General features: G+C 47.5%; 19 protein-coding genes. 2 read left to right on the forward strand and 17 right to left on the reverse strand.

The annotated features are described in order from the left end of the window. Positions 1 to 56: 56 nt before the first annotated feature. Positions 57 to 824, forward strand: a complete 768-nt coding sequence (locus C3V36_00515) for a 4-hydroxy-tetrahydrodipicolinate reductase (protein ID AVM67878.1) — start codon at positions 57 to 59, stop codon at positions 822 to 824. Between the two features lie 319 nt (positions 825 to 1,143). Here the strand turns inward: C3V36_00515 and C3V36_00520 are convergent, their stop codons facing one another. From C3V36_00520 to C3V36_00565, 10 genes are all read right to left on the reverse strand, one after another. Beyond that, complete coding sequence (locus C3V36_00520) at positions 1,144 to 1,869, reverse strand: hypothetical protein (protein AVM67879.1); 726 nt, start codon at positions 1,867 to 1,869, stop codon at positions 1,144 to 1,146. 50 nt (positions 1,870 to 1,919) lie between these two features. Further along, complete coding sequence (locus C3V36_00525; protein AVM70380.1) at positions 1,920 to 2,885, reverse strand: hypothetical protein; 966 nt, start codon at positions 2,883 to 2,885, stop codon at positions 1,920 to 1,922. Positions 2,886 to 2,919: 34 nt separating this feature from the next. Continuing rightward, on the reverse strand, positions 2,920 to 3,375 hold the full coding sequence (locus tag C3V36_00530; GenBank protein ID AVM67880.1) for a hypothetical protein: 456 nt from the start codon (positions 3,373 to 3,375) through the stop codon (positions 2,920 to 2,922). Positions 3,376 to 3,618: 243 nt separating this feature from the next. Further along, positions 3,619 to 5,811, reverse strand: coding sequence for a hypothetical protein (locus tag C3V36_00535; protein ID AVM67881.1), 2,193 nt, complete (start codon positions 5,809 to 5,811; stop codon positions 3,619 to 3,621). A gap of 10 nt (positions 5,812 to 5,821) precedes the next feature. Next, on the reverse strand, positions 5,822 to 6,685 hold the full coding sequence (locus tag C3V36_00540) for a haloacid dehalogenase (protein ID AVM67882.1): 864 nt from the start codon (positions 6,683 to 6,685) through the stop codon (positions 5,822 to 5,824). A gap of 1 nt (position 6,686) precedes the next feature. Then, complete coding sequence (locus C3V36_00545) at positions 6,687 to 7,526, reverse strand: hypothetical protein (GenBank protein AVM67883.1); 840 nt, start codon at positions 7,524 to 7,526, stop codon at positions 6,687 to 6,689. 52 nt (positions 7,527 to 7,578) lie between these two features. Continuing rightward, positions 7,579 to 8,421: a hypothetical protein gene (locus tag C3V36_00550; GenBank protein ID AVM67884.1), complete on the reverse strand. Its 843-nt coding sequence runs from the start codon at positions 8,419 to 8,421 to the stop codon at positions 7,579 to 7,581. Then, entirely contained in the window at positions 8,418 to 10,133 is a 1,716-nt protein-coding gene (locus C3V36_00555) for an iron ABC transporter permease (GenBank protein ID AVM67885.1), read from the reverse strand. The genes C3V36_00550 and C3V36_00555 overlap by 4 nt, the downstream gene beginning before the upstream one ends. A 14-nt stretch (positions 10,134 to 10,147) precedes the next feature. After that, positions 10,148 to 11,155: an ABC transporter ATP-binding protein gene (locus C3V36_00560; protein ID AVM67886.1), complete on the reverse strand. Its 1,008-nt coding sequence runs from the start codon at positions 11,153 to 11,155 to the stop codon at positions 10,148 to 10,150. Positions 11,156 to 11,248: 93 nt separating this feature from the next. After that, a complete protein-coding gene (locus C3V36_00565) occupies positions 11,249 to 12,409 on the reverse strand; it encodes an ABC transporter substrate-binding protein (protein AVM67887.1) in 1,161 nt (386 codons plus the stop codon). Between the two features lie 639 nt (positions 12,410 to 13,048). On the opposite strand from C3V36_00565, the gene C3V36_00570 reads away from it, so the two are divergent. Continuing rightward, positions 13,049 to 14,830: a hypothetical protein gene (locus tag C3V36_00570; GenBank protein AVM67888.1), complete on the forward strand. Its 1,782-nt coding sequence runs from the start codon at positions 13,049 to 13,051 to the stop codon at positions 14,828 to 14,830. An 8-nt stretch (positions 14,831 to 14,838) separates the two neighbouring features. On the opposite strand, the gene C3V36_00575 is transcribed toward C3V36_00570, so the two are convergent. The 7 genes from C3V36_00575 to C3V36_00605 all read right to left on the reverse strand — a co-directional run bounded on the left by C3V36_00575 (position 14,839) and on the right by C3V36_00605 (position 26,511). Continuing rightward, on the reverse strand, positions 14,839 to 15,609 hold the full coding sequence (locus C3V36_00575) for a hydrolase TatD (GenBank protein AVM67889.1): 771 nt from the start codon (positions 15,607 to 15,609) through the stop codon (positions 14,839 to 14,841). Between the two features lie 449 nt (positions 15,610 to 16,058). Further along, a complete protein-coding gene (locus C3V36_00580; protein ID AVM70381.1) occupies positions 16,059 to 18,017 on the reverse strand; it encodes a methionine--tRNA ligase in 1,959 nt (652 codons plus the stop codon). Positions 18,018 to 18,243: 226 nt separating this feature from the next. Then, on the reverse strand, positions 18,244 to 19,470 hold the full coding sequence (arcA, locus tag C3V36_00585; GenBank protein ID AVM67890.1) for an arginine deiminase: 1,227 nt from the start codon (positions 19,468 to 19,470) through the stop codon (positions 18,244 to 18,246). Between the two features lie 309 nt (positions 19,471 to 19,779). After that, positions 19,780 to 21,654, reverse strand: coding sequence for a DUF4914 domain-containing protein (locus C3V36_00590; GenBank protein ID AVM67891.1), 1,875 nt, complete (start codon positions 21,652 to 21,654; stop codon positions 19,780 to 19,782). Positions 21,655 to 21,994: 340 nt separating this feature from the next. Beyond that, positions 21,995 to 23,452, reverse strand: a complete 1,458-nt coding sequence (gene hemZ, locus C3V36_00595; protein ID AVM67892.1) for a coproporphyrinogen dehydrogenase HemZ — start codon at positions 23,450 to 23,452, stop codon at positions 21,995 to 21,997. 37 nt (positions 23,453 to 23,489) lie between these two features. After that, positions 23,490 to 24,137, reverse strand: a complete 648-nt coding sequence (locus tag C3V36_00600; GenBank protein AVM67893.1) for an MBL fold metallo-hydrolase — start codon at positions 24,135 to 24,137, stop codon at positions 23,490 to 23,492. A 142-nt stretch (positions 24,138 to 24,279) separates the two neighbouring features. After that, positions 24,280 to 26,511 carry a GTP pyrophosphokinase gene (locus C3V36_00605; GenBank protein AVM67894.1) on the reverse strand — a complete coding sequence of 744 codons (2,232 nt, stop codon included), beginning with the start codon at positions 26,509 to 26,511 and terminating at the stop codon, positions 24,280 to 24,282. Positions 26,512 to 26,665: the final 154 nt, after the last annotated feature.

Below are 26,665 nucleotides of genomic sequence, written 5' to 3' on the forward strand. Positions count from 1 at the left end.
GTATAAATGTCCGCCTGCCTGAACCGTTAAAACCACAATACAGGAGGGTATTTTTAATGACCAAAATCATATTGCACGGTTGTTTCGGCAAAATGGGGCAAACTATCCGGCAACTGGTGAAAGAAACGCCGGATATGGAAATTAGTGCCGGAATTGACTCTGCGGCAAAAACCGATGAAACTCTGGATTTTCCTGTTTTTGCATCCTTAAGCGACTGCTCTGCTGACGGCGATGTCATCGTTGATTTTTCCGTGGCAGCTGCTGTTCGGCCGTTGCTGGAAGCCGCTATCGTCAAAAAGCTGCCGGTTGTCGTCTGTACCACCGGTTTATCGGCCGAGGACATTGCTTTTGTTCAGGCCAGTGCCAAGAAAATTCCTATTCTTTTCTCCGCCAATATGTCCCTCGGCATTAACCTGATGGTCAGTTTAGTGCAAAAGGCGGCGCAGGTCTTAGCCGGTTCCGGCTTTGACATTGAGATTATAGAAAAACATCATAACCGCAAAAAAGACGCGCCCAGCGGAACTGCCCTGTATCTGGCCGATTCCATCAATCAGGTGCTGCCGCAGGCCTATGCCTATAATTATGATCGTTCCGCCGGTACCGAACCCCGCCGTCAGGACGAAATCGGGATTCTCTCGCTTCGGGGCGGCAATATTGCCGGGGAACATCAGGTCATCTTTGCCGGCGAGGACGAGATTTTGGAAATTCATCACAAAGCCGGCAGTCGGCGAATTTTTGCCGTTGGCGCCGTTAAAGCTGCTGCCTTTTTAAAAAATCAAGTACCTGGGCTTTACTCCATGAGTGATGTGATCGCCGGAGAATAAATTACCCGACTTTTCCCTGATCGAAGCGCTGCGCACTTCTGCCCGGGCGGCAGTCCGTCTAAAAAAGACTATTTCAGTTTTGCAGAGCATGGGAAAGTTAAGTAAAAGACAAAAGGAGATTCGCCTTAGCGGCTATCTCCTTTTTTGATTCCGTTTATCTCTATTCAAATTTTCTTAACTGACTTTCCCGTCAAAAGGCTTCGTTTTTTGCCGGATGCACCGCCTCTCCGGTGAAAAGGCAGCTTTGCGGGGCAGTCTCTTTTGCCCATCCCGCTCATAAACCAAAGCCAGTCTAAACTAAACTTTTAAGGCCTTTCTTTTAAAACCCTTCTTTCAACGCTTTCGGTTCCGCCAGGATTTCCGACAGTAAAATCGCTTTTTTCATCGAATTACCCCGGGCCAAAACGCCGGAAAAACGACTTTGTTTCTTTGCCTTCTGCTGCTTAAAAGCTTCTTTGTGTTTAGACTGATACGCCTTTTCACGGGCAATGTCGCCCTCGTCATGCAGACTGCTTTGAATCACCTTTGATGAATAAAAGTTATCTTCGGCTGTGCTGCCCGCTTCCCCAAACTCCTCAGGCACATACTCCTCGACCCGTTCCATCGGCATCGGCTGAATGAATACATCCGACCGGCGCTGAAACTCTTCTTCCCGCAGATAGCTTTCTTCCTCAGGATAAGAATCCGTAAAACTGCTTTCATTTCCCTGATTCTTTAGTACCGGCTGAGGCTCAGGCACTGAATTCCCCTGAAACCGCGACATTTGCTGCCGGATCTTAGCATTATCCCACTGTGCCCGCTGCATGGGGGCAGAACCGCCGGACATGGCGTCAGAGTTTGGCTCAAACTCCGGTGTATTCGCATTTTGCGGCGGCCACTGCATATTCGGCTGATTTCCCGGGTTCCAAGACGGACGTTGATTATTCGGCCAACTGCCGTTTTTCGTCTGATTCTTTTTCTTAATGGATGAAATTACGGAAATAAAAGTCACAAACATCCAAATCACAAATATCAGTCCGCTGCTGCCGCTTAACATAATCCGCATTTTCGTTCCCCCTTTCTGGTTTTACTCCGGTTCAGACAGGCGGATATGTTTTAATTATTCTCCTTGCTGATGGCTTCCCGCATTGAGGTGTCGGCCTTCATATTCTGCATCCGGTAATAATCCATAATACCTAAATTGCCGCTGCGGAAAGCTTCCGCCATTGCTTTCGGCACTTCGGCCTCGGCCTCGACTACCTTGGCCTTCATTTCTTCAACCAGCGCCTTCATTTCCTGCTCCTGTGCGATCGCCTTGGCCCGTCTTTCTTCGGCTCTGGCCTGAGCGATTTGCTTATCGGCTTCGGCCTGCTCAATTTGCAGTCTGGCACCGATATTTCTGCCCAAATCAATGTCGGCAATATCAATCGATAAAATCTCAAACGCCGTTCCCGAATCCAAGCCCTTGCTTAAAACCCGCTCGGAAATGGAATCCGGATTTTCCAAAACCTCTTTGTGGCTGTTACTGGAGCCAACCGTGGTAACAATTCCTTCGCCGACCCGGGCAATGACCGTTTCCTCGCCGGCACCGCCGACCAGACGTTCCAGATTAGCCCGCACGGTGACCCGGGCAATAGCCTTAACTTCAATACCATCCTTGGCAACCGCTACTACCGGCGGCGTTTCAATAATTTTTGGTTTAACGCTCATTCTGACGGCTTCCAGCACGTCACGACCGGCCAAGTCAATCGCCGCCGCCCGTTCAAAACTGAGCGACAAATTTGCCCGATGCGCCGCAATCAAAGCGTCAACCACCCGGCCAACCTTACCGCCGGCCAAAAAGTGCGACTCTAATTGGTCAATATTGACCGGAATATTAGCTTTCGTCGCCCGAATCAGCGGCAGAACGATAACCGCCGGTTTTACCCGCCGCAGGCGCATTCCGATCAAAGTGAAAATACCGACTCTGGCGTTGGACGCAACCGCAGAAATCCACAGTCCGACCGGCACAAAGCTGAAAAATACCGCCAAAACGATAACCAGCAGTGCAATCAAAAGCAAGCTGCCAATCATGCCGGGCATCCCATCAATCATAACCATTACTAATTCTTTCATGCTAAATCCTCCCTACAAAAATACGATTATTTTCCACTGCCGCTACTTCAACCGTTTCATTAGTGGCGATAAACTCGCCCTTCGTCAAAACATCATAGCGCTCTCCCTCCAGCTCAATCGTGCCTGATGGCCGCAGCGGCGTAACAGATCTTCCCCGTTTGCCGATCAGCCTTTGATAATCCGGCAAAATATCCTCGTTCAGATTATTCTTCAAGGCAATTTTGGAACTGCCGATAAAATGATAGCCCAAAATTAAAAAAAGAACGGAGATGACCAGCATAATGGCAAAATACAGCAGCCCCTGTGCAAAGTTCTGCGCCATCATAATAATGCCGACTGTCATTGCCAAAAAGCCAACACCGCCCGCCACGCCGAAGCTGGGAATAAAAATCTCAGCAACCATGCATAAAATGCCGATTACCAAGACAATAATGCCTAACAGCTGAAATCCCCCCATACCAAACTCCCTCCTTTCGGATCAGCCTTTTGTGTTCCGGACTCTAACACCGCAGTGCTAAAGCAGCATCTTAGTTGTTCTTCTCCTTTAGTATAAGATATCTTGTATAAATTTTCAAGGAAAAGTCACGCCTCCTCTTCCGTTTTAATCCAATTCTTAACTTTCTCATCTTCCTTTAAGCCGGCTGACCGGCACTGATTGCAGACGCAAAATAAAGATAGGCTGCAAAACTGCAGCCCTCGGTTAAAGCTTAATGACCGTGCCGGATTTACCAGCCGTCAAAGTGTCATTCAAAATCCGATGCACCGCTTCAAAAAAGTCACTGTCACTTTCCCGTCCCAAACAATTCCGGACGATGTGCTCACCCATACGCCTCTCCAAAAGGCTTTGCTCAAAGCGATGCTCCTGATTGACAAAAATCTGCTTGCGTTCTCCTTTTAAGATATTTTCTTCCAAATGCTCCAGCCAGGCATAGCGGTTTAAAATCTCCCTCTCCTGATAGCATTTTTTATTGGCGGAAATACCGCCCAAAAGCATGAGTTCAATCCCGGTTTGCGACGACGCTGCCCAGCGGATAAACTCATAGGCTAAGTCTTTTTTCTTTGACTGACGGGCAACCCCTAACGCTCCGCCGCCTAAAAGAGGATTCCCGCCCGGCACGGTTGCATAGTCAACATTGCCGGCAATGGCCGTCTTGGCCTTGATAATCTCCGAGGCATGATGGATATAGGCGATTGTCATGGCGATTTCGCCGCGGGCAAACAGCCGGGCCGCTTCATTCCAACTGGCCGTACTGCCGCCCGGCGTATAATTCCTCGCTTCCCTCATGTTTTGCAGCGCCTGAAACGCCCGGCTCCAATCCATTTGCAAAAAGCCGGCCGCATCGTATGTCAGTTCACCATAGGACATCAAGCGCGGCAAAAACTCCGAAGCTGCCGACGAATTGTGCCCCAGCACCAGGCTGGTACCATACCGGGTCGGTGAAGCCGGCCGAAAGGCCTGCGTAAAAAAGCCGGCCAACCGGTTATACTCAGCAAAACTTTCCGGCACCTTTAATTTTTCCTTATAGGTTTCATAAAAAAAGCGTTCCTGCTGGCTGTCGGAGAAAATGTCCTTGCGATAAAACAAAAGCTGCACACTGATGTCAAAGGGCAGGGCATAAAAGACCTCGCCGACATGCGAATAATTTTTCGCCTGATTGTCAAAATAATCCGCTTCAATCCGCGCTTCGCTCTCGCCCAAATTGGCCAACGGCTCCAGCACCAGCGGTGCAAAATAAGGCAAATAAGAAACGTCCAGCCGAATCGCGTCATAGGCTTCCCGCTGCCGCAGCAAAGTGTCATGGATAATATCACCAAGCGGCTGATACTCAATTTCAACCGCGCAGCCGTACTGCTTTTCAAAATTAGGCAAAAGAAGCTCCAAGGCTTTGATGGCCGGTGTTTCCGATGTCAAGAGCCGAACTCGTTCTTTTTGAGCCGATTTTCTGAAAAAAGGCGGCTTGCGCTGCTCTTCGGCTGGGAAAATCTTGGAACATAAACTCTTTTGTTCCTCCAAACTTTGAATCATATGAATGGCTGCTTCCATTCCCAATTTCCGGTAATTTAATTCATACGAAAAAAAGCGCTCCGCCCGCTCCGGCTTCTGCGCCGCCAGGCAATAAACTTTCAGATCTTGCGTCCGGCCTAAAAAATGACTGATATGGTCAATCAGTTCGGCCGTTTCCTGAGAAAAGACCACAAAAGATAAGGCCTTTTCATTTTCACGAAACTGCTTGTAGATATCCTGATTAAAAAACTCCTGGCTGTCTAAAATCGTTTCCATCTGCTCTGGCCGGTACTCGGACAAAAGGCCGTCCGTCAGTTCCCGGCACAGCTTTTCTTCTCTGGCCTCACATAAAAGAATCAACTTTTCGGCGCCCGCCTGCCGCAGCGCCGCAGCCAAAGCCCGTCCGGCCTGCTCAAAAGAAAAGGTATAATAAGCACAATCCGGCCGCTCTTCCCGGCGGAGCAGAAAAAGCAGCTTAAACTTTTGGGCATCATAATATTTTTCCGGATTCAAAAACGATGTAACCGCTAAAACCCCGGCACAGCGATCCGCTCCGACCTGATTTAAAATCTGCTTTTCCTTATAGGCGTATCCGTCCGTCAAATACAGCTTCAAACTGTATGAAGTCTGCTCACAGGCTCTGGCGGCGGCACTGTAAATATGTGCGTAACGTTTTTCTGCAATATTGGGCAAAATGATGGCAATCACTCTTGAAACCGCGCTGCGCAGCATTTTCGCCTGTCCGTCAATTTGATACCCCAAATCTTTTGCGATTTTTTTAACAATTTCAATTTTTTCACTGCTGACGTTTCCCTTTTCATTCAGCACATTAGACACCGTGGCTTTGGATACCCCGGCTAATTTGGCAATATCTTTGATCGTCGGCATACAAGCTCCTTTATTTAATCCACTGCGGCCTTGTCAACAAGCTGGCCGTAAACTCCTCAACTACTTCCTTTTGCCTATTATCATACTCGGAATGATAAAACTCTCCCACTATTTCCTTTAATCTTTCCCAAGATCTTTTTTCTTCATTGGGAATAATCGGATAATAATAAACACCGTTGTCCCGCGCAGCTGTGTAATCGCCGATGGCATCGCCGATCATCAATATTTTCTCCGGCAGATAATGTGCTTTCAGCGCGGCAATGCAGCTTTTCTTACTGCCGCTTTCCTGGCCGCAAATTGCTTTTACATACTGCGCCATATTCGATTCTTCCCATTCCCGAAGCAAAGCCTCCTCGGCGGTGGCCGAAACCACTACGATATCCGCTTTTTCCGAAAGAGTGCGAATGGTATCCTCCGATTTGGGAAAAGGTTTCATGCCCCGAACCATAACGGTAATCCGGTCGTTGCAGTCATACGACCAGTCTAAAGCGATTTGATTGGCTTTTTCGCTTTGGTGCTGGGACAGGTTTTGATTATTCAGCTCAGAGTTTCCCTCCGCCCATTGCTTTAAAGCTGTCATATCCGGCAGCACCGCACCGATTTCTTTAACCTCCGGCCTTTGCTCCAGCAGTTCAATCACCTTAATCAGCGCCAAAAAGCGGTTAATGCCGCGATCCGTCGAATACAAATTAACATAGTCCCACGCTTCCCGGACATATTTGGAAATCGGCTGCAAATCCCATTTTTCAACCGTTGCCGGGCAAAAGCATTCCTTATGCTTAATTTCCATGGTATCAAACACACAACCGTCCGAATCAATACAAACCAAAAACTCTTTTTCCGGCTTATAGCCTTTTAATCCCATTTGTGCCATGTTATCCCTCCAATACCTGATTGATTGCCGCTGCTACTCCGTTTTCCTGACAGGGTAAAGTCACACTGTCCGCGTCCTGTTTAATCCAGTCGGGTGCGTTGCCCATCGCCACGCCCCAGCCCAGCCAGCGAATCAACTCGACATCGCTGCTGCTGTCGCCGATAATCATCGCTTCTTCCGGTAAAATGTTCAAATGCCGGAGCAAAACCTGCACCGCTTCTTTTTTGCAGATAGCAGCCGCCGAAAACTCCAGATCCGGGCCCACGCCCTCATTGGTATGCCGAATCGCACCGGTCGCATTTAAGCGCTGATAGATGTCCGCCTGCAAGGCCTCCGCCATACCATAGATATTGACTTTATTAATTTCCAAACCATTTTCTTTAAAATATCGGGACAGGCAATCCACGCCTAACCCGCGCTTTTGCTCCAAATACCAGACATGATGCGCCGGCACCGGATAATTTTTCCAGTTCTGCCAAATCTCTTTTTCCATATAAATCGTATTGGCCGCCGCCACCTCACAGTAAATCCCTTTATTTTCAATGATTTCTAAAATCTCAACCGATTTTTCCACCGAAATCAGGTTTTGATAAAGGCTTTTCGGGGCGGAGCCGGTCAGATCCAGGACCCGGCCGCCATGGCAGGTAACGGCATATTCAATCCCCTTGATATTTTCCAGATCCGCCGGGAACATATCCAGTACCCGACCGGTACAGGGGATGACCTTGATTCCCCGTTGCAGCGCATTTTGGATGGCCGCCTGATTTTCCGGCGAAATATTGATTTTATTCGGCTTTAGCGTTGTTCCGTCCAAATCGAGTAAAATTGCTTTGATTGTCATGTTTTTCCTCCTGTTATCGAGTGCGGTTATTTCAAACCGCTTTTATCCCTATTTACAAGCTTAATTGCCGGCGGTAATGCTGCAAATACCTGTCTGCATAATCAGTTTGAACATAATTGGGCTTTAATCCCAGGAGAAAGCCCCAGCCTTTCTCCGGTTCCCGCAAAGACAGTGCATCGTTATGGCCATTATTGCGGCTGACATTGAGGGCATTTATCCACACCCCGGCCGTCTCCTTTAAGGACACAATCGTCTCCGGCTGAATCAGCGGCTCTGCATCATCAAAAAAGGACAGCTCCCACAGCTTGGGCGCCAGTCTTTCTTTCATTTCCGGCAGCACAGCCATATCCTTGTTAAAAATTTTATGCATATACAGAAACTGAGAGTCAGCACTGCGCAAAAACGCCGCCGCTTCGTCAATTTCCGCATTTGATTTGACAATTGCCTGATGAAAGGCATTTTCTTTGCGCAAAATAAAATGCAGCTTTTCCCGATATTCCCAGCCCTTATCAATATTAAACAGTGCCCGATCTTTAAATGCCCTTAATAACTCGCTTAATTCCGGTACCATATCCTGCGTTGGGGTTTTGCTTTCGCCCGATCCTTTATACAAACGGGCTTTCTTGATCTCCGCCAGCGTTAAATCGCAAATATTGCCCTCCAGGCCGGTCATTCGCGTCAGGCTTTCATCGTGGCTTAAAATCAGATAGCCGTCTTTCGTTTCCCGCAGGTCAATCTCAATAAACAAAAGCCCTTGCCGAATACAGGCCTCTACGGCAGAGAGCGAGTTTTCCGGTTCTTTTTCCTCGGCACTATACAGTGCCCGATGTGCCACCGGATAACCTAAATGGGCACCCGCCCGCAGTTTTTGTAAAAAATCGGTATAATTTTTCATCCGCTTCTCCTCTTACTTTTCTTTGAGCCATAGGCAAACTTAGCGGCAACACTGCTGATAATCATAATCACCACCGCAAAAACAAAGGTCAGCATCTTGCTTTCGGCACCGGCATTGGGATCAGTCGCACTCCGGATCACAACGCCCAGCGGCTGATACAGCGGATGGAATAAGAAGACCGACAGTTCATAATCGCCCAGCAGACTGACAAAATTAATCAGGCCCACCGAAATCGTCGCCGGCAGCACAATCGGTAAAATAATCCGGAAAAAGGTAACCGGAGCGGAAATGCCTAAGTTTTTGGCCGCTTCTTCCAAAGAATTATCCACACCATAATAGGCCGCCTTAATCATCCGTAGCGTAAACGGTGTTTTTACGATGATATAACCAATCAACATGATCACGGTCGTGCCGGTTAAAATCTGATTGGCCAAAATCGGCCGGGCCACGTCATACGTCATAACCAGACCCAAGGCAATCATCGTGCTCGGCAAAAACCAGGGAATATGCAGCACATACTCTAACAGGCTGACCGCCCAATGTTTTTTCTTTTGAATCAGGCGTCCGGCTAAAAGCATCAGAGCCGCAGCAATCAGAACAGCCACCCCGGAGTATAAAATACTGACTAAAATCGGCCGGAAAACATAAGGGTCGGAAAATACCCGGCGGTAATTATCCAGCGTAAAATCCTGTATTTTCCCGGCATACAGGCTGTTTACCTTCATAAAAGAAAAGAGGATAACCATCACGATCGGCGCCACATAAATCAGTCCTAAAAGATAGGCCAAAATATGGACAATCACATTGACCACCGGATTTTGGATTTTTTGTTTTTTCAGCCGGGTCTTAACCTTCGACACCGACATATAGTTGCCTTTGCGCTCAATATAGTTTAGAGTAAAAATCAAAGCCATCGTAACTAAGCCCAATATCATCGCCATAATCGCCGCATAATGACGATTGCTTAAGGTTTGCGAAAAGCTTAAAATCAGCGGGTTAATGGTTTGAAACTTTTCTCCGCCCAAAATCAGCGGTGCGGCCATGGCGTTAAAGCCGAACAGGAAAATTAAAATCGTGGCCGCAAATAAAGTCGGCCGCAAGGTCGGCAGCACGATTTTCCATAAAATATTAAACTGTGACACGCCCATACTCTGCGCTGCTTCTATGGTTTGATTGTCAATTGAACGAATCGAGTTGGTTAAAAACATCAAATGATTGGTCGTCCGGCTGAAGGTCAGGACAAAGACCACCGCCAAATAGCCGCTGAACCATTCCCGGTTGATATCAAACAGTCCCGCCAAAGCATTGGTAAAAATTCCTTCCGAGCCGTACATAAACTTATACGCCGTCACCATCACAATGCTGCCGCAAATAAATGTCGTCAGATAGCACAGCCTTAGGATTTTAGCGCCCTTAATCTCAAAATACTCGGTCACCAGCACGATAAACACGCCAACCACATTAACCGTGACCGACAGGCTGACCGCCAGCAGGAGCGAATTGCGGAAACTCATCATCGCTCTTTTGGAATTAAAAATTTTACTGAAGGCATCAAAGCTAAAGCCGTTTTTGCCGATAAACGAGCTTTTTAGAACATTAAAGTTCGGATAAAGCAGAAAGGCCGTTACCGCCCAAATAATAAGGAGCGATATGACCGCCATTTGGATATATTTCCTGACCCGATAGCTGTCTAATTTTCCTTTATTTTCCATTTCGCCCTCCTGCCTTAATACTGCAAAATGTCTCGCGGATCAATATATACTTTAACCACGTCGCCGGCTAAGTAGTCATAGCTGCCGTTTTCCTTTTCAATGTTATAAATCGCTTCATTTTCTATCTGAAAAGTATATTTGGAATAAACGCCGTAATATTCGACCGCCGAAACCACCGCTTCCAGTTCCGCCACATTGCCCTGCGGCCGATGGGTACTGACCCGGTTGGTGCGGATATAACTTTTCTTCTCCAGATTCAGCTCTGCACCCGTTTGCCGGTTAATTTCCTTGAGGAGCGATGGTGTGACCAAATTGGCATCACCGATAAAGTTACAGACAAACTCGGTCTTAGAATGATTATAAATCTCTTTGGGCGTACCGACCTGCTCAACAAAGCCGTTATTAAATACAGCCAGTCTGTCTGACAGCGTCAACGCCTCTTCCTGGTCATGGGTAACATAAATAACGGTAATACCAAAGTCAGTCTGTAATTTTTTCAACTCCAGACGCAGCTGTTTGCGGAGCTTGGCATCAAGGTTAGAAAGCGGCTCATCCAGCGCCAGAATCTTCGGCGACAAAGCCAAGGCTCTGGCAATTGCCACCCGCTGCTGCTGCCCGCCGGATAATTCATCCACTCTTTTTTTGAGCTGCTGCGGCGTCAGGTTCACAATCGCCGCCATTTTATTGAGTGTTTGTTCAATTTCGTCCTTTGGCTTTTTCCTTTGTTTGAGGGCAAACACAATATTTTCTTCCACGCTCATCGTCGGAAACAGAGCATAGCTTTGAAAAACCATGCCGATTTCCCTTTTTTCAATCGGCTTATGCGTAATATCCTGGTCGTCAACAAAAATCTTCCCTTTGCTGGGCACATTAAAGCCAACCAGCGCCCGCAAAGTCGTCGTTTTGCCGCAGCCGGACGGCCCCAAAAAGGTAAAAAACTCACCTTCCCCGATTTCCAAGTTTAAATCATGGATTGCCACAAAATCCTGATATCTGATTTCCACATCCTGAAATTGAATCATTGCTTTCTCCTTCTCCTTAAATTTATGAGGAAGAAATACTTCTTCCTCATAAACTGATTCTCTTATTTTCAACTTTTCGATGTTTAGTCCGCCTTATTCTAAAATTTCCAGTTCGATTTTGGAAATCCAATCCTCAATGTGCTCGCTGACAAACTCCCAGTCAATATCCTGCGCTTTCATGTTCTTGCTCAATTCTTTCATCGCATCAGTTGCCTGCTCAACAGCTTCTTTATTGGCCGGCAGAATTCCGAACTGCTGCGCGTACCGTCCGATGGTGTCGCCGCCGCAAAGCCAATTGGCAAAGCGCTCCGCTTCTTCTGTCTTTTTGGTGTCACTCTTTTTGACAATACCGATGTGGTTGGTGTTACTGGGTAGACCGATGGCCGGCGTAATCACCAAAGGATTGTGATGGAAAGCATCGGCCTTATTCTTTAAACCACTGGCAAAAGTAAAGGTAATCGGCACCTTACCCTTGGCCATATTTTCAAAGTCATTTTCCCCTTCCGGTGTGCGGTAGCCATATTTAAAGTATTGCCGCAGCGCTTCCCAGCCTTCATCTGAGATGCCCGTTTCCGAATCTTTATCCAAATAGCGGACTAAAATACCGGATAAAATCGCCCGATTGGTCGTACCTTCAAACTTAGCCGGTACAGCGTATTTGCCATGGAATTCTTCCTTTTCCCACAAATCCGGATAATCTTTCGGTGCGGTCTCGGCCGTATACAGCTCCGAGTTCGCCAGCATGATCTTAGGCTGAACTTCATACGGATAGCTGAGGCCATCCTTCGTATACTCGGTGCCTTCGACTTGATCCACCCAAGTCGGTGTCCACTGCATTAAAATATCTTCTTTTTTCATCGAATTAAACTGTGCCTCGGACGGTCCCCAAACCACATCCGCAATCGGCTGATTCTTTTCCGAAATCACTCTGGCCGTCAGCTTGCCGCCGCCCAGTTCAACCACTTCCACGTCAAAACCGGCTTTGGCCGCTTCTTCTCTGACCCATTCCTTACGCCCGTCCGAACCGTTATTGGTATACAGTACAATCTTCTCGCCGGTCGGCTTGCTGTCTGCTTCTTTTTTCTCTTCGGCCGGTTTTTCTGCCGGCTTTTCCGCCGTTTGCTCCTGCTTGGTTTCGGTGCTCTGCTGCGTTTCTTCCTTTGGCTTTTCTTCTTTCTGCCCCGTAGACGTGCAGCCCATCATCCCCGCCGCAAGTAAAAACGCCAGAATCGTAACCCCTATCTTTCGTTTCATGATACCTTATTTCCTCCCTGCATTGTCAAATGGTTTTTGCGGATTTATTTTTGTCAAAACAATCCTCGTTCTCTTTCTTCTGCAAAAAATCGGCCTTTCTCTGCTTTCCGGTACGGCACAGCAAAATCTTTTCTGCTTTTCCTTCGCCCAACTAACTTTGATGTTAGCGAATCGCCGAAAATTATCCTGCTGATCACCAAGAACGGCTTTTCTTTCACCCGAAAAAAGTTAAACTTTTGATAAAAGAATCATAACATAAAAATTAGAACGTGTCAATATGAAATTGAAACGTTCTAATTTTGATTTCCCCTTGATTTCCCCTTGATTTCCCCCTTTCACTTTAGCCTGATTTTTCAACTAAAGTCTAAAATTCAAGAGCTGCCCTTGAAAGAACAAAGGTTAAAACTTATCGCCCGGACTTCTTCTTCCGGTAGAAAACTTTTTCCCGAACTGGACTTTTTATATTTTTTTGATTATAATAGGATTGTATTTTTAAACGGCATTGATTTGCTTTTCCGTTGTTTTGCCGCTGTTCGTACTTTTCTCAGCTAAAGGAAAAAGCATTTCACTTTTCAGAAAAACAGTTTGTTCTTACCGGTTTCATCCTCTGTTTTTCCTGTCAAATAAGGAGAATTTAACATGAAATCTTTAAAAACCAAGCTACTTTTATCCTCTTTGCTGCCGGTCATTTTTATGTCGGCCGTGACGCTGATTGTTTTGCTTTTGGCCAATAACGCCAGAGCTCAGGCCAATCAGCAAGACATGAAAACCAGACTTTACCGTGATTATAACGCCCGGTTGGAAACCGCAATGGATCTGGCACTGGATTCCGTTGCCTTTTTTTATCAGGAATATCGCCAGAACCGAATCAGCGAACCGGCTGCACAGGAAATGGCCAAGCAGGCAATTAAAGAAATGCGTTACAACACGGACAGCTATTTCTGGATTGATGATACCGACGGCAATTTAGTAATTCATCCCTATTTAGCCGAAGGGCAAAACCGGATAACCGATGGAAGCGATGCAGGAAGCCGAATCCTGCAAAACATTCTGGCCGCCGCCGCTAATCCGAACGGCGGTTTTACCGAATTTGAAAGAGAAAGGCCGGAAAACGCCGGTACCGGCAAGCTAAGCTCTATTCGTATTTTTTCCAAAAGCTTTCCCGCCTGGAACTGGGTCGTTTCTACCGGCAATTATACTGATTCCCTGGAACAAAGCTTAGCCGAAAAAACTGCCGCCGAACAGGAACATACTGTCAGGAACCTAACTATTATCGCTGTCTGTGCTGGCATTGCTATCCTGATTTATATTCTCCTGTTCCTGAACATCAGCAAAAATATTCTGAAACCGGTCAATACCATGATTTTGTCCCTGACGGAAAACGAAAACGGCCGCTTCCCGCTGGAGGTTGAGCCCATTACCACTGCCTCCAAAGACGAGATCGGCCGCCTGACAATGGCAGTCAATGCCTTTTTACAGAAAATAAAAGAAGCCATCGCCGAAGCCAATTCCGACTCCGAACTGATGGCTCAAACCGCTAAAAATATTAACGGCATGATTGATTTACTGTCCGAGCCATCTATGCAAGTAGATTCCGCAGCCAAAGAAACTGCCGTAGCCGAAGCCCCCGCGCAAGCAGCCGCTTCTACGGTGGCTCAGGCCGAACTGGCTGCACTCCTGGGACAGGACAGCTCTTATGTTGACGAAACCGATGCTCCGATTGCCATTCAAAACATAGGTGAACTCGCCGATGCAAACGGGGAGATTTTAGCCGCCGATTTGCTGACCGACGCAGAAAAATCCGCTTTTCGGATTCAGCAAATTTCCGAATCGGTCAGAAAAAGCGGAGAAAGCGCAATGGATATTGAAAAAGCCAGCAATATGCTGGATTCGATTGCCGCCCAAACCAATTTCCTGGCCTTAAACGCATCCATCGAAGCTTCCCGCGCCGGAGAATCCGGTCAGGGCTTTGCCGATGTAGCGAATGAAATCCGCAAGCTGACCGAACAATCCAATAGCTTTACCGGTGAAATCCGGCGAATCATCGGCGAACTGAAAGCCGATTCGCAAAATACCGCCGGTTCAGTCGCCGAAGTCGATCAGGTTGTTTTTACCCAATCAAAATATATCAATAGAACCGAGCAGAAGTTTCAGTCGATTGCCCAAGCCTTTGGCGCATTGGAATCCTCGGTCGACACTCTAAAAAACTCTTTTGACACGATTAACACCAATACCAGAGAGATTAAAAAAGCGTTACTTTCCTTATCCGGCACTCCCTATGACGATGCCGACAATGTCATTGATGCTCCGGCTACGGTTCAGCATCAGGTTTCCCTGTTGTCCGAACTGACGGAGGAAAGCCAGCGACTAATCGCCACTGCAGAAAGCCTGAAAGCTCGACTGGCAATTTTCAAACTTTAATCCAGCCTTTAATCCAGCTGCCATAAACGGCAGGCATTTTGCCAGGTAACCCGCTCAATCTCCTGCGGCGAAAGCATTTTAATGGCTGCCAGCCTGTCAACCACATAAGAAAGCAGCGAAGAATCATTGCGACGCCCTCTATACGGCTCCGGAGTCAAATAGGGAGCGTCGGTTTCTAAAACAATATGTTCCAGCCCAATCCGTTCTGCTACCTCCACTAATTTTTTCCCGTTTTTAAAGGTCAGTACGCCGCCAATGCCGATAAAAAATCCGGCCTTGACATACTCCGCCGCCATTTCTGCACTGCCTGAGTACGCATGAATAACGCCGCCGCTGACCTCGCCGATGCCGGAATCCATTAAAATATCAAAGGTTTCCTGCGCCGCTTCCCGGCTGTGAATACTGACCGGCAGTCTTAACTGCTTGGCCAGCTCCAGCTGACTGCGAAACCACAGTCTTTGCGCCGGCCGCGGTGAAAAATCATAATGATAATCCAGCCCGATTTCGCCAATCCCCACTACTTTGGGGTAACCGGCCATCATCAGCAAATATTCCAAATCATCCTCGCGCATATCCTTAACTTCATGCGGATGCACGCCAATCGTCGTATACATAAAATCATAGCGTTTGCACAATTCAATCGAATAACGTGAAGTCTTTAAGTCTGTGCCGATATTGACGACTGCACCAACATTCTTGGCTTTCAGCCCCCGCAAAACCGCTTCCCGATCCGGCTGAAACTCTTCATCATCATAATGCGCATGCGTATCAAAAATCATAATCGTATCCTTTCTCTTTTTCGTTTTAAGTTACTTACTCAACTTTCCCATGTTCGTCAGAACAGTCTTTTTTAGGCAGATTGCCCGCCCGGGCAGAAAGCGAAGCTTTCGATCAGGGGCTCGTTGCTTCCAGAAAGGCTACGCCTTTCGGTGGTGGACGGGAACGATAGGCAAATTGCAATGCCGACGCCTTTTTGATTGCTAGCCCCGCCTGCCGTTTTGGCTTACGCCAGCCACATAAAACAGCGGAAAGCCGTATCTTTCATAGCTTTCCGCCTTTTCGCTTTCCTTTATTTTCTGAGGGAATCCCCTCAAGCCATCTGCTTTTTTGAAGCACTCCCTCAAATCATCTGTTACCGCTCCAAATGCAAGATAAAAATGCCTTTTCTTTTCAGGTCGCTGTCACTTGAAGGCAAACCCGATTAGCCGCTCACGGCAATGCCGCCATGCTATTTCACCGGCATACCGCTTTCCACCGAGCCATCTAAAGTAACGGCTTTCAGCTTACCATCGGCCGTATCGGCAAACAGCAACATTCCCTGCGACAACTCGCCTCTGAGCTTAATCGGTGCTAAATTGGCCACCACTACGACTTGCTTGCCGACCATTTCTTCAGGCGCATAATGCTCGGCCACCCCCGAAACAATCTGCCGAACCTCATCGCCTAACTTGACCTGCGACACCAACAGTTTATCCGCTTTCGGATGCCTCTTACATTCGACGATGTGTCCGACCCGCAAATCAACCTTAGCAAAGTCCTCAACTCCGATTTCTGGCTTTTTTTCCACTTCTTCCGGCTTTTTCCCGCTGTCCTTTTGCTCGCCGGCCGCCTTTTCTTTTTCCGAAGACAAGGCCGATAAAGCTTCCAGCTCTTTGGCTTCATCAATCCGGGCAAACAGCACTTCGGCTTCACCGACAAAGCTGCCGACCGTCATGCCGTCAAAAGTGGCTAAGCTATCCAGATCTTTTTTCCCGGAATTAATCTGCTTAAAAATCCGTTCGGCCGTTTCTGGCAGGAAAGGCTGCAAAAGTACCGCTGAAAAACGAATGGCTTCCAGCAAATGATACATGACCGTAGCCAGACGCTCTTTTTTCGCCTCATCTTTGGCCAGCAGCCACGGCTCGGTTTCATCAATATATTTATTAGAACGGCGCAGCAGCGTCCAAATCGCATCCATGGCATCGGCCACCCGAAGCTCTCTCATTCTTTCGTCTACCAGTTTCGGCGTAGCCAAAGCCAGCGCAATCAATTCCTCATCCGCTTCGGTTTTGGCCGTCGGCGGCAAAATCTCACCGTTAAAATATTTTTTCTGCATGGCAATGGTGCGGTTGACCAAATTACCCAACACATTGGCCAAATCACTGTTAATCCGCTGAATAACCAGTTCATAGCTAAGCGAGCCGTCACTGGCAAAGGGCATTTCATGCAGCAAATAGTAGCGGACGGCATCCACGCCGTAACGATCGACCAAATCCTTGGCATAAATCACATTACCTTTGGACTTACTCATCTTGTCTGCTCCCATCAGCAGCCAGGGATGACCAAATACCTGCTTCGGCAGCGGCACACCCAAAGCCATCAGCATAATTGGCCAATAAATGGTATGGAAGCGCAAGATATCCTTGCCGATAACATGAACATCAGCCGGCCAGTATTTTTTAAACTGCTCACTGGAGCCGTCCGGGTCGTAACCGATACCGGTAATATAATTGCTGAGGGCGTCGATCCAAACATAAATAACATGCCCGTCCTCAACGGTCGTTGGAATCCCCCAGCTAAAGGACGTCCGGCTGACCGCCAAATCCTGCAAACCCGGCTTTAAAAAGTTATTCACCATTTCGTTTTTCCGCGATTCCGGCTGAATAAAATGCGGATTTTCCTCAATATGCTTCATCAGCCGATCCTGATACTTGCTCAGGCGGAGAAAATAGGCGTCCTCCGAGGTTGGCGTAACTTCCGAGCTGCACTGCGGACATTTGCCGTCAACCAACTGTGAAGAAGTATAAAAAGCTTCACAGGATGTGCAGTACATGCCCTCGTATTTGCCTTTATAAATATCCCCCTGTTCGTACAATTTGCGGAAAATTTTCTGAACAACAGCTTCATGGTCGGCATCCGTTGTCCGAATAAACTTATCATAGGAAGTATTCATCATATCCCAAATTTGCCTGACTTCGCCGGCAATCTTATCGACATGCTCTTTCGGCGTGATGCCTTCCAGTTCCGCCTGCTGCTGAATTTTCTGGCCATGCTCATCCGTTCCGGTCTGGAAAAACACATCCTCGCCTGCCAGCCGGTGATACCGGGCAATGCTGTCGGTCAGCACAATCTCATAGGTATTTCCGATGTGCGGCGTCCTGGATGTATACGCAATGGCCGTGGTAATATAATATGGCTTTTTTCCCATGATAAACTCCTTTATTAGTCTTTTTTCAATGCTTTCTTTTTCCTGTCTGCTTAAATTCCTTTTTCTCCGGGCAGCCGCCACAAAAGCGCCTGTCCGCCAAAAAAGCTCCGCTTCCGCTCCGTGATGAAAAACCCGTAAACCGAGCCTTTCTTCCTTTGCTGCTCTTAGAACACCTTTTTATTATAGTCAGAAATCAGGAAAATGTAAAGAGCGAAAGAAAAAAGTCTTAGATATCTTCCCTGACCAGCGGCATGCTCATGCAGCGCGGGCCGCCCCGGCCCCGCGAAAGCTCAGAACTGGTCATTTCCAGTACTCTGACGCCGTTTTCGCGCAAGGTTTCATTTGTCACATAATTGCGGTCATAGACGATTACTTTGCCCGGCTCGATGCAGAGAGTGTTAGAACCGTCGTTCCACTGCTCCCGTTCGGAAGCAACAGCATCTTTGCCGCCGCACTGAATCAGCGTCACCTTATCCAACTCTAAATGCTGCGCCAAGGCCTCCACCAGCGAGGTGTTAATCTCAGTCACCTTCAGCTCCGCTTTTTTGTCCCCTTTTTGAATCTTAAAAATCCGCAGCGTTCCCAAAATTCCGGGATGAATCGTAAACTTATCATAATCAACCTGTGTGCAGACGGTGTCCAAATGCATAAACGCCCGAATCGGCGGAATGACCAACGCCAAAATAGTTTCAATTTCGGCCGTCTCATCAGCGAAAATATTCTGCGCCAGCTGCTCAATCGCTTCTGCCGTAGTCCGCTGTGAGATTCCCATTGTCAGTACCTTGCGGTTTAAGTTTAAAACATCGCCGCCTTCAATCGCATAGGGAAACTCCCGCTTATAATAAAAGGGAACCTGACCGGCAAAATCCGGATGATTTTCCAAAATAAGCTTTCCGAACAGCGTTTCCCGCCTTCTGGTATGAGAATACATACAGTTTAAGCTGACACCGTTGCCAATACAGGCAAAGGGATCTCTGGTAAAATAAAGATTGGGAATCGGATCAAGTATGAATTGGCTGACCGTCCGAACCAAATCCGCCAACGGCCGGCGGGTTTTTATGCTCAAATCACCCGACCTGACCCCTGACATCATTTTCAGCACCAATTCCTTTTCTTCCGGAATCTCATTGAAATAGGAAAATAAATATTCCCGCATTTTTCGGTCAGCGACATCGCCTTCGGTAATAAACTGTTGAATAAACGGCACTTTCAGTTCGGGGTGCACTCTTAAAGTCTCGGCTGCCAAGTCCTCCAAATAAACAACCTCAATTCCCTGCTCCTGCATAATCTCGGCAAACTGATCATGTTCCTTACAAGCCGTTTTTAAATAAGGGATATCATCAAACAACAGCCGTTCCAAATCCCTCGGCACCAAATGCTCCAACTCCTCGCCCGGCCGGTGTAGCAGTACCCTTTTTAATTTTCCGATTTCACTTTTTACTTGAATTGCCACCACTTACCTCCTATGTTTCATCTATCCTTGCTCATGTTAATGCAAGCCAAGTACTATCTCCTTGTATTTGCTTAACATTATCTTTGCCCAAAAACAGCATAAACTTGCATGCACAAATTTATGCTGTTGATTCATTTACTTTTTTGCGCTGCGAAACCTTTTTCCTTCGCCGCTCCATCTCCCCTTAGGTGCCGGCAAACAGCCTAAAAAGACTGCTTCTACCAAACACAGGAATCGGCGTTCACCACTTAATAACCACCTGCGTCCTCACCGTCCTATATATCAACGGCGCTTTGACCATGCAGCCGCTTAAAGCAGCGCCGACAACTCATCCACAGACGCACCGTTTAAGTAGGCTTCAATGATTTGCCGACCCAACGGCAGCAAATCAGGATGCAAAAACTTCTGCACTTCCTCTTTAAAGAAAGCTTCCAGTATTTTGGCACCCGCATCATATCCGTCAATACCGACTTCCGGTTGTAAGTGCGTTTTTAAAAGGCTCTTCGGAAGCTGGCTGCCGTCCACCTTAATACTTTCTAAGCAATAACCCAGCAAAGTACAACGCGCCGGCGAAATTTGATGTTCTTTAAAATTAAAATTACCTTTTCTGGCTAAATACTCCCGATCCAGCCATTCCGTCATAAAACCAACCTTATATGCACCGACATGCTGATTGGGAATCAGGACATAGCGGGTATTTGGCGTATTTTGAATCTGCATCAACAGCAAATTCGCCTGATCGACCTTCCGACCGGTTGCAAACGGCCAATACGAACCGACACCCTCACTATGCATACCGTCCGTATCCAAAATACTGGGATTGCCATGACCACGAGGTGCAACTAAGCGCCACAGCCAAGCCAGCGCCGGCGGCAGCAAATGCAGGAAACCCATAATCCCATAGCTGGGATTTTCCTTGGTGCAAACCGGCACCCGCACACCAAAGGAACGAATATCTACTCTGGCCGAGCGTTTGACCACATCAGGCACATAATCACGCGGCATCACCACTCTGGGATTGGGGCAGCGCTTGGTTTCCGTGTCCATCGTGTGTTCCCAAATCAAACAGGTCGCGTTCGGCTGCCCCATCATATTTAGGAAAATCAGCGGTCCCTTGGGATGAATTGTCAGCCGCTCGGTGAGTGGCGCCGTTCCGTACTGGGTGATATGATCCACCCGCCAAAACCAGCCTGCTTCCGCATCCTGAATCACCAACTTACCGCTGTCGTCCTGCAAGGACGAGTGACACAGCGCCATATCATCGGTAATTGGATGGAGCTCACAGGTATCGTTCAATTCTAAATAAAAAGCTTCCTGTGTAATGCTGTTGGTTGCTAACTTAACCCGACCATCCGGCTCCCGATGAATTGCTTCCAGCATTTCCGACTTGCCGCCGCCACTGGCACCCTCATGCAGCACCGTCACTACATTGTCATAGGGCGTAACCACTTCGACCGTAGAAGCATGAATCGTTGTCCAACCCTCTCTTTCGCCAATATTTAAGAGCATACTGTAAATTCCTTTTTTAGCAGATGGCCCCGGATACAAATTGTACGCAAAAATCTCATGCATTTTATCCAAACGGTTATGAACAACCACTTGCTTGCCATTAAAATGGGTATGGCGGAAAGGCGGCGCTACGAATAAAATTGCCTGCGGAGTAAAACCAACAGGAATCTCTTCCGCCGGGATAAAACCTTGCAAATCGGCCAACGCCGCTGCAAAAAAGCCGGCGTTCTTCGGCACAATCAGCAGTGCCGGATAAGAAAGGCTTGCCTCAATCGCTGAACCGGCAGTAAAGGGCATGACAATCAGTTCTCTTTCGCCTAGCCAGTTTAAGGTTTCTGTCCGGAGTTCCGAAAAGTCATAGCCGTATTTTTCACGAAACTTAGGCTTATCCGTTGGCTTATCATCGGCAATCGCCATGCAATTCGGATCGCGCCGGCGCATATACGCCTCTGGATAATTCACCACTGCTCCGTTTTTGGCCTTCATCACCCTTGCTTCCACCACCCGGCATTTTTCACCGGAATCATAGGCTACTTCTACCTCGCCATTGACTGCACCTTCATAAGTAAGATCTATCAATTGTTCTCTGCTTCCCGGCACAACAATGCCCTTGCCGCTCAGCAGCATTTCCTTAACATCCGCAGGGATTACTAATTTTTCAAGTATTTTCCTCATATCTTCTCCTTAGGGTCAGCAGTAAACAGGTCCTATCTTAACCACCCGGCCATATCCGGCTGAAAAGAGCTTTATACAAGCTTTTTCTTTTTTAGGCAATGGCGCCATCTTCTTTCAATACCAACTGTTTTTTCAAGCCTGCCGGGGAATGATTTTATTATGTTTTTCAGTATATCATATATTTTTTTGCAAGTCAAACTTTTTGAACTTTCATTTTCGTTTTTTTATTGCATCTTTTCTCTTTTTTTTCTCTTATTTTGCAATTTTTTGTTTTTAGTTATTCATTTTTCGAAAAGTATCTTGATTTTTCAAGCGAGTTTCTTCCTATTATAATAGACTGCTATTCCAGGAAAAATCTGCGTTTTTGCAGTACTCGCTCCGCCAGGCTCTCCCGGTACGCCTGCCATTCCTTGGGCATATCATAGCGCCTGATTTTATCGGCCTCTACCCTCTTAGAAATGGAGCCGGCGCCAATCGCAATCACCGACTGCCGCTCCAGCATGGTTTCCATATTATAAATGCATTCGGTTCCCGGCAAACTGTAACCGACATTTTCAAAATAAATATTTTTTTGACGGTAAAGATAATACGGCTGCCAGCCACTCCGCCGCATATAAGTCCGCCACTGATCCAGCATTGCGCCAATTCCCTGTCCGCCCTGCCAAATCGCCTGCTTTTGCCGCAGCGACAGATCGGCCCCCCGCTTCGGCGTCAGCGTATGAACGGTAATATTATCCGGCCGCAGCTTTTCCATTTGCATAAAGGAATTTTCCACATCAACTAAAGTTTCGCCTTCTAAACCGAAAATTAAGTCCATATTAACAGCAAAGCCCCGTTCCTTGGCTGCTTCATAAGCCCGAAAGACTTCTGCCACCGTATGGCTGCGACCGATTACCGCCAGCGTCCGGTCGGAAAAACTTTGCGGATTGATGCTAATCCGATGTACACCGAATTCCCGTAAGATATCCAATTTCTCCGGGCTGATTGTATCCGGTCGACCGGCTTCCACCGTAAATTCGGCCAGAGTGTTTAAACTGATCGTTTCCGCCAAAGCCGTCAATAGTTCTCGCAGCAAATCTTCACTTAAGACCGTCGGTGTGCCGCCGCCAATGTAAACCGTCCGCAGCGGTTTTTCCTGCCACAGTTCTTTTAATTCCGCAAGTTCCCGGCCAAGCAGACGAACGTATTGCCCAAGCCGGTCATCGCCGGTACCGACAACGCCCGCCGCAAATGAGCAATAATAGCAGCGGCTGGGACAAAAGGGAATGCCGATGTATAAATGCTGTCCGGCTGCACTCCCATGCTCCTGCAAATAACGATCCTCCGTTTGCAAAACTTCCCATAGCAGCTCCGCCTTGTCCGGACTGATTCGGTCTATTTCCCATAATTTGTGCTGAAAATCAGAAAAAGTCTCTATTTTTTCTCTTTCCCTGATTTGCCGAGCCAGCTTAGCCGGCCGAATTCCGGATATAATTCCCCATGGCAGCCGGATATTCTCCTGCCGGTAAAAATAATCGTAAATCTCCCGCTTGACCGCATAAAGATCCGCCTCCGGTTTTTTAATATTGTTTCCCTGCCGGATAACAAAGCCCTGCCCGGTATCCGCAAAATACCAATCCGTTTTGCCGTCGTCCGCACCGACAACCCATCGGCTGTCGGGATTTATGGTCAAAAACAAAGGATGCAGCGCGTGATGCAGCCTTTCTGAATCATATCCTATTATCATAACTTTCCTCCGCCGCTTCCGCCGCATTTGTTTTGTCTTGCTTCCATTTGCCGTCTGCACTGCCAAGCACACCGAAAAAAAGACGTTTCCCGCAAGAAACGCCTCTTTGTTACAACATCCACAATCCGTCTTCCGTTAAAAACGGGTTGGTATTTTTCTCTGTTCCGATTGTCGTATTTAAGCCATGTCCGGCATAAACGACCGTTTTTTCCGGTAGGGTTAATAATTTTTCTTTAATATTATTCAGTAAATCCGTTGCCGGACCATCATACAAATCCATCCGGCCAACACTTTGCCGGAATAAGGTATCACCGGAAAACACACAGCCGCTGCCCGGCATATAATAGCAAATGCTGTATGGCGAATGCCCCGGCACCAGCAGCGTTTCAAAGCGCAGACCATCGCCGAAATCCAACACCTGTCCTCCATCGACCAATTCATCAGCTGCCGCCGTAATAGCCACATCGGCATACAGTCCGGACAGATTTTTCAGCGGATCGGCAATCATTTCCTGCTCGCCCGCCGGCACATAGGACTTAACCTGAAACGCCTCCCGCAGTGCGTCAACCGCACCGATATGATCATAATGGGTATGCGTAATCAGGATAGCCTTTAGCTCGACACCCAGTTCTTTGATCCGCCCTACTAAAAGCGGCGCGTCATCGCCCGGATCAACAACAACCGCCGTTGCCGCATCGCTGATGACAAGGTAACAATTTTCCTGAAACATACCGGTAATCTTTTTCTCTACCTTCATGCCAATCTCCTTATACTGCCGCTGCCTTGCTTCACCTGTCGGATTGCTTTCCCTGTTCGGGCTCGGCTCAAACAGCTTTTGCTTAACCAGCAGCGGCTTCTTCCGTCCGGCGCTGTCTTGCTCCGCATTGCGGCAGCGCGCTTTACCCCTTGGTTCGAATCACTTCATAAACACCTTCAATTCCGTTTAGTTTACGCAGCAGATTTTCCAGTTCTTGTTTATTGCGAATCTCCAGCGTCAGGCTGATAACCGCGTGAGTAACGTCAACCTTGCGGGCATTGAAGTTTACCATATTGATAGCCGAATCGGCAATCACCCGGCTGATATCCATAACCAGCGCCGGCCGATCAGCCGCAATCACCTGAATATCAACCTTGTAAATCATCTGGCCTTTTTGGGCTTCACTGTCCTGCTGCCATTCTGCGTCAATCAGGCGTTCCCTTTCATCCTCGGTCAGATTGATAATATTAACACAATCGGTTCGATGAATGCTGATACCTCTGCCCCTGGTAACATAGCCCACAATCTCATCGCCCGGAATCGGCGTACAACACTGTGAAAAACGAACCGCCAAATCTTCAATTCCCTTAACCACAATTCCGGATTTGGTCTTTTTAGGATGAATCTTCTGGGTTTCTACCACTTCTTTTAAGATTTCTTCGGGCTTACGCTCTTTATTCAAATCTCTTTCATAATAGACCAGCAGCTGATTCAGCACCTGTCCTTCCTTAAGTCCGCCGTGCCCAATCGCAGCTAGGACCGACTCCCAGTCGAGAAATCCGTACCGCTGCATCGCTTTCTTTTGATACTTAACCGCAGCAATTTTGTCCATCGGCAAGCCTTTTAACTTAGCTGCTTTTTCCAATAAATCCTTGCCCCGCAGGATGTTGTCTTCCTTGTTTTCCTTGCGGAACCAAGCGTTAATCTTGTTTTTAGCCTGCGTGCTCTTGACAATTTTCAGCCAATCGCGGCTCGGACCTTTGGAATTCTGGGACGTTAATATCTCAATCTGATCCCCGTTGGCAATCGTATAATCAAAAGTAACGATCTTGCCGTTGACTCTGGCGCCGACCATCTTATTACCGACTGCGCTGTGAATCATATAGGCAAAATCAATCGGTGTTGAACCGCTCGGCAGATTATATACCTCGCCCTTAGGCGTAAAAGCATAAACCTGATCATTAAAAATATTCAGGTCGGTCTTTAAAGCGTCCATAAACTCTTTATTATCCGACATATCCCGCTGCCATTCCAAGATCTGGCGCAGCCAGTTGAGCTTTTGCTCTTCCTTGACCGCGGTACTGATGCCGCTTTGATTTTCCTTATACTTCCAGTGAGCGGCAATACCATATTCGGCCGTTTTATGCATTTCAAAAGTTCTGATCTGCATTTCAAACGGCTCGCCGCCGGGGCCGATCAGGGTCGTATGGAGCGATTGATACATATTGACCTTGGGCATGGCAATATAATCTTTAAACCGACCCGGAATCGGTTTATACATTTCATGAATAATTCCCAGCACACCATAACAGTCCTTAATCGAATCGACAATTGCCCGAATGGCAAACAAATCATAAATCTGATCTATCGTCTTATCCTGATTGACCATCTTCTTATAAATACTGAAAAAATGCTTGGGCCGGCCCATGACCTCAGCCTTGATGCCTGCCTCTTCGATGTGCTTTTTCACATCCTTAACAATATCCCGGATAAAGTCTTCCCGCTCGCTGAACTTTTTAGCCACCTTTTCTTTAATATCATGATAAGCCACTTCATCCAAATATTTCAGCGATAAATCCTCAAGCTCCGCCTTGATTTTGCTGATACCCAGACGATTGGCCAGCGGCGCGTAAATATTCAGCGTTTCCGTAGCAATCCGCAGCTGCTTTTCGTGGGGCATAGATTTCAGCGTCTGCATATTATGCAGGCGGTCAGCTAATTTAATCAAAATAACCCGAATATCCTTGGCCATCGCCAGAAACATCTTGCGGTAATTTTCCGCCTGAATTTCTTCCTGCGAAGCGGTATAAGGAATGTTGGTCAGCTTGGTCACCCCGTCAACCAACAGCGCTACGTCATCGCCGAAAAGCTCTGTAATCTGGTCAATCGAATAAACCGTGTCTTCCACCACATCATGCAGAATTCCGGCAATAATGGATTCTTTATCCAATTCCAAATCCGCCAAAATGATCGCGACCGACAAAGGATGAATGATATAGGGCTCGCCGGATTTGCGCAATTGACCTTCATGCGCTGATTTTGCCAAGTGATAGGCTTTTTCAATCATCGTCACATCTTCCGAGGGATGATATTTTCTAATTCTGTCAATCAATATCTGATATAACTCTTCCGGTGTTTTTGTCTGCATCTCCATTCCTCCTTTCTCTGATACATCATAAAGCGAAATAAATCCCGTGAGTGCATGAGAAAATCCTGACGGATTTTCTCTCCGCATCGCTGCTCATATAGCTTGCCCGTCAAAATCGCTTGGCCATGCAAGCGTGCCCCGCCTATTTTGGAACCAGCAG

The organism is Lachnospiraceae bacterium oral taxon 500 (assembly GCA_002999035.1).
Taxonomy (GTDB): Bacteria; Bacillota; Clostridia; order Lachnospirales; family Vallitaleaceae; genus W11650.